Source organism: Oscillochloris sp. ZM17-4 (genome assembly GCF_019599295.1).
In the GTDB taxonomy this organism is placed as follows: domain Bacteria; phylum Chloroflexota; class Chloroflexia; order Chloroflexales; family Chloroflexaceae; genus Oscillochloris.
Genome location: NZ_JAIEWN010000035.1, coordinates 52,486 through 64,430, shown reverse-complemented (window position 1 = coordinate 64,430; position 11,945 = coordinate 52,486). Strand labels below are relative to the sequence as shown.

Below are 11,945 nucleotides of genomic sequence, written 5' to 3'. Positions count from 1 at the left end.
CGCCTGTCGCGCCCCCGCCGTGAGCGAGGAAGCGCAGATGGCCGATCTGGTCGAACTGGGGCTGAAGCTGCTGGTAGGCGTAGATGGTGAAGTAGGCCGAGACGATGGCGAGGTCGGTGCCGGGGCGGATCTGGGTTTTGAGGAAGTCGCTAACCTTCCCCCGATCCAGGTTGTCGCGGATGCCGGAAGGGAGGTGGGGCTGACCAGTTTGGCCGCGGGGTGGGGTGGGCGCATCCGTAGGCATCAGTGACCTAGTGCTAGGCACTGCGCCGGGCGTGGGAGCACCCTTGCGATGAGCGCACAGGGGTGCTACAATAGCCAAGAGCAGCAGAAATGAATATCGTGCGACAGAATCCACTCACTTGCTTGGCGGCGACGAGTGGGTTTTGTGCGTGCTGGTGACAAGTATAGCACGCTCAAGCGACTAATTGCCAGTGAACGGATCTTTAGAAACGACAATACGGACATACGCACCGTTCCTTGATGAATGCCCCTGTGTACTAGAGCGTACTATCGTCTGTCGCCCAAACATGCTATGCTGTGCGTACACAGCGAAGCCTCATGTGGCGCTGTAGCTCGACCACGCCGCACACTGGCATACGAAACAAGAAAGGATGGCTCAATGCCTACCCGAACAAACCTGAACCTGAACGTCGATCTCCAACGTGGCGTCGTGCCGATCTCCAAGGCAGCCTCATCGCTGGCGGCGCTGATCAAGCGCGCCAATGCGACCAGCCAGCCGGTGATCGTCACCCAGAAAGGCTACCCGACTGGGGTGCTGCTCCCGATCGGGCTCTTCAGTGCCCTGAAAGACCTGGTCGATGATCATGGCGAGGATGCGACGATGCCAGCGCCAACGGCCAGCGATGCGATCATTGATGCGCTGCCGGAAGATGCAGCGGCGAACGATACCGAGGAGGTCGCCCCCGTGGCCGAACGTCCCGCCCCGCGACGCCGCAAGGCCGCGAAGGCTGAGGTGGTCGCCTAGCTGCTGCGCAGATAGAGAAAGATGTCATGACGACCACCGATGGCCGCTCACAGCTCCGCCGGGGCGGGCGTGAAATGGTGCTCCCCACCCAGGCGCTGATCCTCCGCTTTCGCATTGAGCTCCAGGAGACCGACCCGCTGGTCTGGCGGGAGATCGAGATCGCGGGCGACGCCACCTTTTGGGATTTGCATGTCGCCATCCAAGATGCGATGGGCTGGCTCGACTACCACCTGCACCAATTCACCATCCCGCACCCGCGCACGAAGCAGGCGCGCATCTTCGGCATCCACAACTTGAGCCAGGACTGTGACGACCCGCCGAGCTGGGCGCACCAGATCGCGTCGATGTTCACCCTGCGCAATGACACCGCGCGCTATGCGTATGACTTTGGCGACGACTGGCAGCACACCGTGCGGCTGGTAGAGGTGCTGCGCCGCGACTTCACGCTGAGCTACCCGCGTTGCACGGGCGGTGAGCGGGCCTGCCCGCCGGAGGACTGCGGCGGTGTGCATCGCTTCCGCGAGATTCTCGCTGGCATCGCGGTCGGCACCCTCGATGACGACACCCGCACCTGGCTGCCGCAGGGCTACGACCCAGCCCATAAAAAGACTCCTACGCTAGAGCTCGTACGCCAACGCCACGGCGCGGGGACTGTCCGCCTTTAGGCGGCAGGGGAAGCGCCGGGCTACTCGTTTCTTGCAAGAACACCGTGTATATGGTAGAATACATGTGCTATGCAGCGAACACTCCGCGTGAAACTCACCCCCTCCCTGGCACAAGCCGAGCTGCTGGCCGAAACCAGCCGCCTGTTCACGGCGGCCTTTAACGCCGTCTGCCGGGTGGGATGGGAACAGCAGATCACCAATGGGGTCGAGCTGCATCACGCAACCTACTACCCGACGCAGGCCGACTACCCTGCCCTCGTTTCGGATCTGTTGATCCAGGCGCGGGTCAAGGCAACCGAAGCGATCAAGAGCGCGTTCGCCTTGCAGAAGGCCGGGCACAGGGTCAGCCTGCCCCAATCGGACGCCTGCCCGCCGCGCTACAACGTACATACCTACCGCGTGGATTGGGCGAGTCAGACGGTACGGATGTCTACCACGGGCGGACGGCAGACCATCCGCTTTGCGATACCTGACTACGGCGCGCACTACGCGGGCTATCCGGTTGACACCGCCGACCTGATGTACCGGAATGGCGTCTGGTGGCTGCATGTGGTCGTGCGCGTGCCCGCGCCCGAGGTGGAGCCGACCGACGAGGTGGTTGGGGTAGACCTGGGTGTCGCCCAGCCCGCCGTCACCAGCACCAACCGCTTCCTGGGTAAGCCTGCGTGGAAGGCGATTGAGGGGCGGCGGTTCTATCTCAAACGCCAGCTTCAGCGCAACGGGAGCAAGCGCGCCAAGCGGCATCTGCGGAAGATGCGCGGGAAGCAGGCCCGCTTTCGGCGGGATTGCGATCATGTCCTCTCCAAGCAGATTGTCCAGTCGGCTTCCCCCGGCGCAACGATTGTGCTGGAGAACCTGACCGACATCCGCAAGCGGACGAAGATTCGTAAGCGGACCAAAACCAGCCGCCGTGTCCATAGCTGGTCGTTCGCCCAGATCAAGAGCTTTATCGCGTACAAAGCCGAGGGACGGGGGTGTACGGTGGTTGCGGTTGACCCGCGACATACCTCGCAGACCTGTAGCTGCTGTGGGCATCAGGCCCGCAACAACCGCCGTTCCCGTGGCCGGTTTGTGTGTCGTGTGTGTGGCTTCGAGCTGCATGCAGACCTCAACGCGGCGCGGAATATTGCGGCCAAGTACCATGCCAGCGTCGCTACATGTGATGCTGGCGGGCTGCCTGTCAACCAGCCAATCGTATCCTTCCCGATGCCTCGGCATCAGGAGTGAGGTGCAAGCTGTCGCGTTTACGCGACAGTCAGTTGACTGGGCGTGTAGGGATGCAGCTCGGGATGGTTGCGCAGGCAGGCGCGGCCGACCGGGTAGCCGTGCATATCCTCGGCCTCTCGGCCAGCTGCGTTGAGCGTCGTAGCCTCCACCTCAGTCACGATCAGGGTGCCGCCGCCGTGGATGTGGAGCAGCACGCTGGTGTTCATGCTGTGCCCTCGGCCGCAGACAAGGCAGGGGTACTCGTCGCCGTGTGGACCGTGTGGGCCGTGGACGTTCTTGTCGTAGTTCGGGCTGCGAACGGTGTCTACGTCGATCATGGTTTTGTTCCTTGGTTCAGTACGCCCCGCCAGGCGGCGAGGGCAGCATCAATGATGCGCTCCGCCTCAGCGCGAAATGCGAGGATAGTAGAGTCGTCAGTGGGGATGGCGGAGTCGCCGGCGGGCCACAGCTCGCCGCGCAGCTTGGCGTAGAGCGCGCTGCTGGCGTCGGTCATTTGTGTATCTGCATCAATCGGCAGGCCGGTGAGCTGCCGTGCGGTGTGCAGCAGCATCGTTCCAACGCCCTGGCGCTGCTGCTCGGGCAGCACGAACATGGATTGCATGATCCATGCTGGCCCCCATGCCTCGTCTGCCTCGATCTCGATGTCTCGCTCGACCCGAAGGTGGCCAATGAGTCGGTCCTGTCTCCAGACGCCGATCGCGATCACCGGGCCGAGGTTCTCCCATGTGCCCGCGTTGGTGGTGGCGGTGATGACGAGGCCGCCGGGTGCCTCGTGGCGGTAGTGCGTTGGCGCGGATACGAGCACAGACTCGGACGAGCGGATAAACATCCGCACGTCCGAGTCTGGATAGGGCTGTAGGGTTGGTGGCAAGGTGCTGCTTCCTCGTTAGTCGGTAAGAGCCGCCGTCCAGCTGGCGAGGTCGGCGATCCGGTGGCACACTTCAGCGGACGGCGGCAGCGTATTCGGGTCGACGTGTTGCCGCATTGCTGCGACAACGTCGCACTTATTGCGCGCCTCACTACGCCGCGAGCGGCGCGTAGACTCTGCCGGCGACGGTCTCGCCGGCGACATCCTCAAAGAGCAGCGCCCGCTGCTGGTGAACCAGCGGCACCCAGACGGGCGCCGAGGTGCGGGTGATCTCGCCCCCGCGCCAGAGGGCGGGCTGGAATCGGTCGTGGCGGCGGAGGTGCTGCGGCCGGGGCTCCCCGAGCGTCACGGTGCCGCCGGCGAGCTTGCGCCGCCATGTGGTGTGGCTAATCCAGGTGCGCGCGGCCACCCGGCGGGCCAGGTTGATCGCGGCGAATACGGTGCGCCAGGCGTGCTTGGCCTGCCGGCGAGTGAAGCGAGTCGGCGTGGTCACAGCGACCCATATCCGCGCCGGGGGCAGGGTGGCCATTCTCCAGTCGGCGGTGATCGCCTCCCCGTGGAAGGTGCTGCCCGCCTTCGGGAGCGTGTTGCGGGTGAGCGTGACCGCGCCCTGGCGCGTCGAGCGGGCGCGGCCCTGGTGGTCGATCACGCAGCGGCGTGTGCTGCTGGTGGTGCCGACGTAGAAGAAGCCAGCGGCGAGGTAGATCCAGCCCGCCAGGGGCTGGCCGGTGCGCGCGTCCGTGGCAGCCGGATCGGCGTAGCTCACGAACAGGACCGGCTGGTCGTACTCGTCGCAGACGGCCTGCATGCTGTGGCGCAGTAGCTGGCTCTCGTACATGGCCGATGTCGGTACATCGTCCGAGAGAAAGCTGCGCTTGATCTGGCGAACCAGCACGCCCGGCTGGGCGATGCTGCGCTCGGCGTCGGCGCTGGCCGTCGGGCCGATCAGGCAGGCCCCGACCAGGCTGCGATTCTGGTTCTGGCTGGCCGTCGCGCCGATGAGACATGCGCCGACCACCTGGTCGTCATCGCGCACAACGGCGAACAGCTGGCCGCTGCCGCCGCTGGAGCGCATGTAGTGGTTCTGCGCGATGTACGCCTCCACCTCGGCGCGGTATGTGCCGCCGCGGACGCGATCAATGCGGTAGTGCATCTGAAGCTCCTCGGGTTCTAGAAGGTGAGCAAGATCTGTCTGACGCCGCTGGTGCGAGCCCGCCACATCGCCGTGAAGCACTTCTTCTCCTTGTCGGCGATGGTGGTCGGCGCGGCGACGAAGAACTCCTCCAGCGACGGGCGCAGGCCGGGGGTGTGATGGCGGAGGTAGACGCGATTGATGCCGCCCTCCACCTCGACCTCGCCAAGCGTGGCGAGGTGGGTGAGCATAGCCGCACGGGCGCCGGTGGCGAGGGTCACGACGCTGCGATCAACGAGCGGCGCGACCTCGCGGTAGATGCGCCGGACGTGGTAGAGCGCCCAGGGGGTGAACGCCAGCTCGGCGTCGAATCGGGCGAGGATGGTGGTGAGGCCCGCCGCCTCGACGGTGGTGCGCAGCGGGACTCCGCTGGCGAAGAGGCCGAAGCGGGGGTTGAGGCTCAGGCTCAGGTGCTCCATCCGCAGCGCTCGCAGCGCCTGCGCGGGCTCCTGGCGGTAGCGGCGCACCAGATCGGCGCGGCCGCCCGCGAACGGACAAAAGCCGCAGCAGGACTTCTCCCACTCCACGCCGACGACCTGCCGGATGTATGACTCGACCTCGATGCGCCCCCAGCCCCAGGCGATCAGGGGGAACTCGTGGGCGCGCTGAATGTCGGCGTAGTCGGCGGCCTTGGCCGCCCGGCGCAGCTCGTCGGCGTTGTAGCCGATGATGCTGCGGTACGGGGTGCGGCCGAACTCCTGACTGAGCCACTGGCCGATGGGCCAGCCTTTGAACCTCTGAGCGCAGAAGTGTCGGCCGTGAGCGTACTGCGGGGCCGTCCCGTCGGCCATGAGCATATCGCCGAGGCGATGTGCGCCGGCGACATGGCAGGTGGTCGGGTGGCGGGTGTCACTCAGCACGACGATGCCGTCCCGGTCGGAGGCCGACCGGCGGGCGATCTGCACCGTGCGGATGTGCAAGAAGGCCAGCAGCGGGTAGATATAGGTCTCCACCAGATGCTTGGACTGCTCAAACTCCTCGCCGACCTGAGCGGTGATCACGATGAGTTGGCTGAGCTCGAAATCCCGGCTCTCCGGCTCGAAGAGCCAGCGGAGCAGGATGGCGGTGCTGTCCCAGCCGAGTCCGTAGTTGAAGACGACCTTGCGCTGGCTCCAGGGGAGGAAGGCGCGCAGGCGCAGCGTGGCCCGATGCCGCCCGATGTGGGGCGCCGGGCGCGTGGTGGGCGGCATCGACGCCTCCTTTCATATAAGTGCTTGCTGGATGTAGGGGGACGTGGCCTTGGCCCATGCACCATCGAACCGCTTCCGGCTCTTGTCGGCCACAGTCGCCGGCGCGATGGTGAGCAGGTGCTCGACCTGGGGGTAGGTCGTGCTGTTCGGGTCGCGCCGGGTCATGTGTGCCCGACGAAAGTCGCCGTCAACGTCGATGTCGGCGGACGCCTCGCCGGCGTAGCGGTGGAGCGTCCGATCAATGCTGGCGCGGTCGCCAACCTCCAGCGCCTCGACCTTTCGGTCGGCCACGCCGGGGGCGTAGAACACGCGGCGCACCCGGTAGACGGCCCAGGGATGGGCGTCTAGGGCGGCGCTGAAGCGGGCCAGGGCGGCGGTGTTGCCGTCCCGCTCCACATCTGAGCGGAGCGTACGGCTTTTAAAGAGGCTCATGCGCGGGTTGAGCGCCATCGCCACGAACTCGACCAGCAGCGCGTCCACGGCGGCCTGGTGGTCGGCGCGGAAGCGCACGGTGAGGTGGCTGCCGCTCATCGCAAACGGGCAGTACGAGCAGCAGGATTTCTCCCAGCGCTCGCCGGTGATCTGTAGGAGGTAGCCCTCGCACCGCTGGCGCTCCCATCCCCACTCGGCGAGCGGATAGCGGGTCGCGCGCTGCACGGTGGCAAAGCTGGTGTCTTTTGCGATCCGCTCGGGCTCGTCGGCGGCAAAGCCCATGACCTGCACGAAGCGCCGCTTTCCGAGCGCCTGGTCGAGCCATGTGTCCAGCGGCCACCCCTTGAACTTCAGGGAGCAGCGGCGTTTGCCGCTGGCGTACTGCGGCACGGTGCCGGCCGCCAGCAGCTCCTGGCGGAGCGTGTAGTGGCCGGCGGTGAAGCAGGTTGTTGGGTCGCGAGTATCGTCGAGGATGACTATCCCGTCGTTCTGCGACGGCCCGCCGCGGGCGACCTGGACGGTTCGGATGCGGTGCTGGCGCAGCAGTGGGTAGATCACCTGCTCCATCAGATCATGGGTGCGCCGGCCCTCGTCGCCGACCTGGGCGGTCAGGACGATCAGCTTGCGGAGGGGGAACCAGCGGGTCTCAGGCTCGAAGAGCCAGCGCACGAGGATGGCGCTGCTCTCGACCCCCATGCCGAGGTTTAGGACGACGGTGGTGGTGGCGCGCACAAGGCACGCCGGGATGCTGTGGTGCCTCCTTCGGCACCGCGCGAGGAGGCGATGATGGGCCACGGGCGGTGCCTCTTTCTGGATAGCGCCGCCCGACATGGGCGGCTGTTAGAAAACAGCCCCCAGGTGGGGGAGGGTCAGAATCAGAGCGGTGCGGGGAATTTCCCGCGCCGCTCTGATTGTCGCCTGAGAGCTTTTACATTTTCGCCTGGTTGCTTCCTCGCAGCTCCTCGACCCGCACCGGGTCGCCAGGCATGCGGATGTGGATCGGGCGGTCGTTCAGCGTGGCCTCGATCAGCCACGTGTCATCCCAGATCGCATCGATCACCACTGCCTCGCCGCCGCCGACCTGATCGTCGGAGATGCGATCGTAGCCGGTGTTGTCGGCCCAGAAGGCGTCGGCATCCTCCGAGAAGGTGATGCGCCAGATCCGGCCCTCCAGGTCGGCGATCTCCACGGCGCAGCCGTCGATCCTGAGCACCTGGCCGCCCTCAATGGCGACGGCGACGGCATCCAGGTCGGCGCTGATGTCGCCGGTGGGCAGGTCGCCCAGGGCGCGGCCCGCGAGGGCGCGCTTAGCGTGGAAGATGAGTAGCGATGCGTCGTGAATCTTCCGCTTGATCGCGTCGACGGTGGCCTCGGCCGCCTCCAGCTGCGCGGTAAGCGTTGCCTGCTCCGCCTCAGCCGCCGCCATCTGGCGGCGCACCTCGTCGCTATCGACGCCTGAGAAATTGGTATCGTTGTGCATACATCCTCCTAAAATGTGCGCGCCCAGGGCTGCCGGGCGCGCACGGGTTGAGGGTCAGAACGTGACGAAGGTGAGATCGCAGTTGTCGCAGCGGAAGCGGAAGCCGTTCTTGTAGGTGATGCCCCAGCCGGGCATGCCGTGCTGCGCGGGCGTCTCCTCCAGGCGGGTATTGCCCTGGTCGGCGAGCTGTTCGCAGCCGCAGGTCGGGCAGCAGGCGGGGGTGAATCCGTTGAACGCCATCCAATCCTCTCGGCTGATGGCGATGTAATCCCCGCCCTCCAGGGAGAGGCTGACGTAGCCCTGGCCCTGAACGGTGATCACGGTCGCGCCAACGATTTCCCAGAGTTGGGAGTGACCCACAAGACAGCTTTTTCCGTCAGGGAGTCGCTTCAGTTCGACCTGCGTGATTGGCTCCATGCCGTCGGCGTAGGCGGTGACGGTGAGGCGGCTGGGGTCGCCCGGCAGGCTGCCGTGCAGCTCCTTCCAGCGGGCCTCGATCTCCTCCAGCTTCACGGCGCGGGTCTCCAGTACGCCGCCCTGCTGGGCGTAGGTCCACCTCCACCAGAAGCCTTTCTGGTCGGAGTAGTAGAACTTCGCCCCGAAGTCGACATCGGCGTCGATCTCGTCGGCGAAGAATGGCGTGGGCTCGGTGATCAGGATATGCTCCTGCTCGCCCTCGATGAGGCGCTCGAACGCCTCGCGCCATGCGGTTGCCTCCGGGCTCGTGTCCGTCTCAGCGACGGCATCGAACAGGTCGGAGTCGATGCCGACATTGGCGATTGGGGCGAACCAGCCGGTCACCGGCTCCACCCGGCGAAACTTCGTGCGGGCCTGCTGGAGGATGCCGAGGGTCTCCGCGGTGATCTCCAGCACGGCGATCGGCGTGGTGGCTGGGTAGTTGTCGTTCGTGGAGAAGGTGTCGATGATCAGATTCATGGATGCTCCTTCCCCGTCCCTGGCACGCGCCGGGGCGGGTGCGGTAGGGGTGCGGAAGTCGCAAGGGTTCAGTCGATCCAGACGAGGCGGTAGGTCGTGCCGTTGCGCACGTAGGTCTCGTCGCGCCGCGCGGGGGCGGCAGGGTCGGTGGTGGGAACGGTGGCCACCAGCTCGGTGGCCGCCCGGTCGCGGTAGAGGTTGATCGTTGCGGGCGTGGGGCTATCGGTGTAGCCGTGGCACGCGAACAGGGTGGGTTTCATCACTGCTGCATCCGCTCCTCTACGAGCCTGAGCAGGCCCAGGGCCAGGTGGAGGCTGCGCAGGCGGCGCTGTGCGCGAAAGGCGGCCTCGGGGTCGGGCGGGTCGTCGCCGTGGTCGTCGGCGTATGCCGCCGCCTCGGCCTGGATCAGATCCTCGATCCATGTGATCGCCTCTTCGGCGTAGGCCATTGATCCCAGCTCCGGCACCTCGCCGTCGTCGGGGATGGTCTGGGCGAGGAGATCGGCCACGTCGCCGACCGTCAGGACGGGCGTTGCTCGGTCGCGCAGGGGTGTCTTATGCATCATGCTGCGCGCCCTCCTCTTGGACAATGAAGAGCCGCCCGTCGCCCAACTCGATGCCGAGCGAGGCGGCGGCCAGCCGGACGACCTGCCAGTCCACGAGCGCCTGGGTGAGGCCGCGCAGCTGGCGGAGGTCGATCAGGTCGGTGATCACGCCAGCGGAGATGTCCGCCAGCGCGAAGGCGATCTTGATGCCGATGATGTCTTTCGGCTCGCTGGGCGCGAGCGGGACGGCGACAAGCGCCTCGTAGCGCCACTCCAGCCCAACATGCACCTGCCGGAATGTCTCGCACAGCCCGTCGATCTCCTCGTAGCGGGGGCCGCGGACGCCGGCATCGGCCTCGCCGAGCGGGTCAATGACGCCGAAGAAGATGGTCTGCATAGCGGTTCCCTTTCAAAAATGGAGCGCAAGCTGCTGGGGTGCGGCTCGTGGCTCGTTGGTTGGGGGGATGGTCGGGCACTGGCCGTAGCCGGCGATGGTACGCATCGCCAGGCGGTCGCGCTCGGCGTGAACATCACTGGCCTCGTGGCCGCTAGGCCGCTTGCAGTGGCTTCCAACGGCTGCATGGCAGGTTGGGCAGACCACCTCCAGCACGGGGTCGCGCGGCCACTCCTGGCCGCAGGTGAGGCAGGTGACAGACACAGCGCACCTCTAGATTGGGGTGATCGAGTCGATGTCGCCGTGGGCGGCGATCACGGCATCCCCGCGCTTTCGCGTCGGGAACAGCACAAAGTGCCAGTCCTCACAGCGTTCCTGCCAGGCCATTTCGATCATGCGACCGATGTGGGTGTGGCCTAGCCGCTGATGCTCGTCGCTGATCATCGTGATCGTGGCCGGGTTGAATACCAGGAGCAGCTTGCCGCCCTGCGGGTCGCGCAGGGTGAGCAGCGACGCCCCGCCATGTGGATTTTCGGCGAGGGATGCCTGGTCGATCCGCCAGAGGCGCCAGCCCCCGGCGTTGATACGCTCGATCAGATCGAGCATCTCCCCGACAGGGTCGCCGGCGTCGGCTCCTGTACGCTTCCTCCAGCGCAGCAGCGCCTTCATGTGGTGGCGAGCCTGCTTGATCTCGGCCAACTGCCCATGGGCGGCGGCCATCATGCGATCAAGCTGTTCGATTTCGCTCGCTTTTTGGCTTATCAGGGAGCGATTGTGGGAGAGCGTTTTGGCCAACGCTCTCGTGCCGAGGGATAGAGGAGACATGGGCGGGCTCCTTTGTGGATAGCGCCGCCCGGTCAGGGCGGCTGTAGGGGTACAGCCCCCTGGCGGGGGAGAGGGTGGACTGGACGCAAAAAAGCCCCGCGACGGCGGCCTGTAGGGTGTACAGACGGCTGCGGAGGCTGGGAGGTCGGCGGGAGGGCCGGCGGGATTGTAGGGAGGCGTGAAGGGGCGGGCAGAGGCCCGCGTGAGAAACGTAGAGCGGCCCCGTGGGGCTACTCGTTGCACCAGGTTGTGTGGGTGCTCGATCGGTCTTGGGCGGGGCACCTCGCGCCAGGGGCGGCGCCGCCCCGGTGTGCCTGATGGCGGGGGAGCGGGGCCGGCTGCGCGCTAGGGGGCCACCCTCGCACGACCGGGCCGTCGCAGGGACGGCTCCCTAGAGCATAGCATACCGGCGCAACCAGGCCAGAATCAACAACCCCCGCCAAGATATACTTGGCGGGGGTTGTTGATGTGATTCACTGATCTAAGGCACCTACATATAGATGAAACAGTACCGATCGAGCGCCTGGCGGGCGCGCTCCAGGGTGATCGGCTCGTTATCAACCAGCATCTCTGACAGCTCGTGATCGGGGTCGATGGCGAGCTCCTCGCAGACACCGATCATCTCCTCAGCGGTGGCCGGCAGTGCGAACTCCTGCCCCTCGGCGGTTGTGCAGCGGAACGTGAGCCCCCCTGCGATGCCGATCAGCCCGTTGGAGGACGGGGGGGCTGGAGGGCCAAAGCACATCTCGTCGTTCGCGTCGGAGCCGTAGTCATGCGCAATCTCGCGGTAGAGGAGCGGGCGGTAGTCGGCGATGGCCTGCGGCATCGGCATGCCCAGGCCCGACGCCTCGGACGCGACGGCGACCCCGATGGCGGCCAGGACGACCAGACCGTCGCTCCATTTGAAGATCTCTTCCTGCACCACCTGGTCGCTTAGGCGCGGCGCGAACGGCGCGAGCGCATCAAGCAGCGGTGCGAAGAAGATGGACTGGTTGTACCGCGCCTGGATGCGCTGGGCGGCGGCGGCGGCGATGTGATCGGTGGACTTCTCCCGGTTGGCCTCGCTGGCGCTGAGGATGATCGAAAGGATCTCCTCAACACTCGTGTGCGGCATATCGGCGCTGATGCGGTCGGTGATGTCGCGCAGGTTCGGGATGATCTCGGCGATAGTCTTGGTGGTGACGGTCTGCATGGAAAGCTCCTC

General features: G+C 66.1%; 17 protein-coding genes. 3 read left to right on the top strand and 14 right to left on the bottom strand.

Annotation, left to right across the window (positions count from 1 at the left end):
* A partial coding sequence (locus tag K2Z83_RS20765) for a hypothetical protein (RefSeq protein ID WP_220597100.1) occupies nt 1-244 on the bottom strand: 244 nt, incomplete at its 3' end.
* Between the two features lie 378 nt (nt 245-622).
* Between K2Z83_RS20765 and K2Z83_RS20760 the strand changes: the two genes are divergently transcribed.
* From K2Z83_RS20760 to K2Z83_RS20750, 3 genes are all read left to right on the top strand, one after another.
* Nucleotides 623-988 carry a type II toxin-antitoxin system Phd/YefM family antitoxin gene (locus K2Z83_RS20760; protein ID WP_220597099.1) on the top strand — a complete coding sequence of 122 codons (366 nt, stop codon included), beginning with the start codon at nt 623-625 and terminating at the stop codon, nt 986-988.
* 26 nt (nt 989-1,014) lie between these two features.
* Nucleotides 1,015-1,653 carry a plasmid pRiA4b ORF-3 family protein gene (locus tag K2Z83_RS20755; protein WP_220597098.1) on the top strand — a complete coding sequence of 213 codons (639 nt, stop codon included), beginning with the start codon at nt 1,015-1,017 and terminating at the stop codon, nt 1,651-1,653.
* Nucleotides 1,654-1,722: 69 nt separating this feature from the next.
* On the top strand, nt 1,723-2,880 hold the full coding sequence (locus K2Z83_RS20750; RefSeq protein WP_220597097.1) for an RNA-guided endonuclease TnpB family protein: 1,158 nt from the start codon (nt 1,723-1,725) through the stop codon (nt 2,878-2,880).
* Between the two features lie 17 nt (nt 2,881-2,897).
* On the opposite strand, the gene K2Z83_RS20745 is transcribed toward K2Z83_RS20750, so the two are convergent.
* The 13 genes from K2Z83_RS20745 to K2Z83_RS20685 all read right to left on the bottom strand — a co-directional run bounded on the left by K2Z83_RS20745 (nt 2,898) and on the right by K2Z83_RS20685 (nt 11,933).
* Nucleotides 2,898-3,197, bottom strand: a complete 300-nt coding sequence (locus tag K2Z83_RS20745; protein WP_220597096.1) for a hypothetical protein — start codon at nt 3,195-3,197, stop codon at nt 2,898-2,900.
* Entirely contained in the window at nt 3,194-3,751 is a 558-nt protein-coding gene (locus K2Z83_RS20740) for a GNAT family N-acetyltransferase (protein ID WP_220597095.1), read from the bottom strand. Before K2Z83_RS20740 ends, K2Z83_RS20745 begins: the two co-directional genes overlap by 4 nt.
* Before the next feature lie 148 nt (nt 3,752-3,899).
* Nucleotides 3,900-4,901, bottom strand: a complete 1,002-nt coding sequence (locus K2Z83_RS20735; RefSeq protein WP_220597094.1) for a hypothetical protein — start codon at nt 4,899-4,901, stop codon at nt 3,900-3,902.
* A gap of 17 nt (nt 4,902-4,918) precedes the next feature.
* Nucleotides 4,919-6,130, bottom strand: coding sequence for a hypothetical protein (locus K2Z83_RS20730; protein ID WP_220597093.1), 1,212 nt, complete (start codon nt 6,128-6,130; stop codon nt 4,919-4,921).
* 12 nt (nt 6,131-6,142) lie between these two features.
* Entirely contained in the window at nt 6,143-7,294 is a 1,152-nt protein-coding gene (locus tag K2Z83_RS20725; protein ID WP_220597092.1) for a hypothetical protein, read from the bottom strand.
* A gap of 196 nt (nt 7,295-7,490) precedes the next feature.
* Nucleotides 7,491-8,042 (bottom strand): hypothetical protein, encoded by a 552-nt coding sequence (locus tag K2Z83_RS20720; protein ID WP_220597091.1) that lies wholly within the window; start codon nt 8,040-8,042, stop codon nt 7,491-7,493.
* 54 nt (nt 8,043-8,096) lie between these two features.
* Nucleotides 8,097-8,978 (bottom strand): hypothetical protein, encoded by an 882-nt coding sequence (locus K2Z83_RS20715; protein ID WP_220597090.1) that lies wholly within the window; start codon nt 8,976-8,978, stop codon nt 8,097-8,099.
* A gap of 68 nt (nt 8,979-9,046) precedes the next feature.
* On the bottom strand, nt 9,047-9,238 hold the full coding sequence (locus K2Z83_RS20710) for a hypothetical protein (protein WP_220597089.1): 192 nt from the start codon (nt 9,236-9,238) through the stop codon (nt 9,047-9,049).
* The gene (locus tag K2Z83_RS20705; RefSeq protein ID WP_220597088.1) at nt 9,238-9,543 is read right to left on the bottom strand and encodes a hypothetical protein; all 306 of its coding nucleotides are present in this window, start codon (nt 9,541-9,543) and stop codon (nt 9,238-9,240) included. The genes K2Z83_RS20710 and K2Z83_RS20705 overlap by 1 nt, the downstream gene beginning before the upstream one ends.
* Entirely contained in the window at nt 9,533-9,919 is a 387-nt protein-coding gene (locus K2Z83_RS20700; protein WP_220597087.1) for a hypothetical protein, read from the bottom strand. The genes K2Z83_RS20705 and K2Z83_RS20700 overlap by 11 nt, the downstream gene beginning before the upstream one ends.
* A gap of 12 nt (nt 9,920-9,931) precedes the next feature.
* Entirely contained in the window at nt 9,932-10,180 is a 249-nt protein-coding gene (locus K2Z83_RS20695; protein WP_220597086.1) for a hypothetical protein, read from the bottom strand.
* Nucleotides 10,181-10,189: 9 nt separating this feature from the next.
* Nucleotides 10,190-10,711 carry a hypothetical protein gene (locus K2Z83_RS20690; protein ID WP_220597085.1) on the bottom strand — a complete coding sequence of 174 codons (522 nt, stop codon included), beginning with the start codon at nt 10,709-10,711 and terminating at the stop codon, nt 10,190-10,192.
* Nucleotides 10,712-11,231: 520 nt separating this feature from the next.
* Nucleotides 11,232-11,933: a hypothetical protein gene (locus tag K2Z83_RS20685; RefSeq protein ID WP_220597084.1), complete on the bottom strand. Its 702-nt coding sequence runs from the start codon at nt 11,931-11,933 to the stop codon at nt 11,232-11,234.
* Between the last annotated feature and the right edge of the window lie 12 nt (nt 11,934-11,945).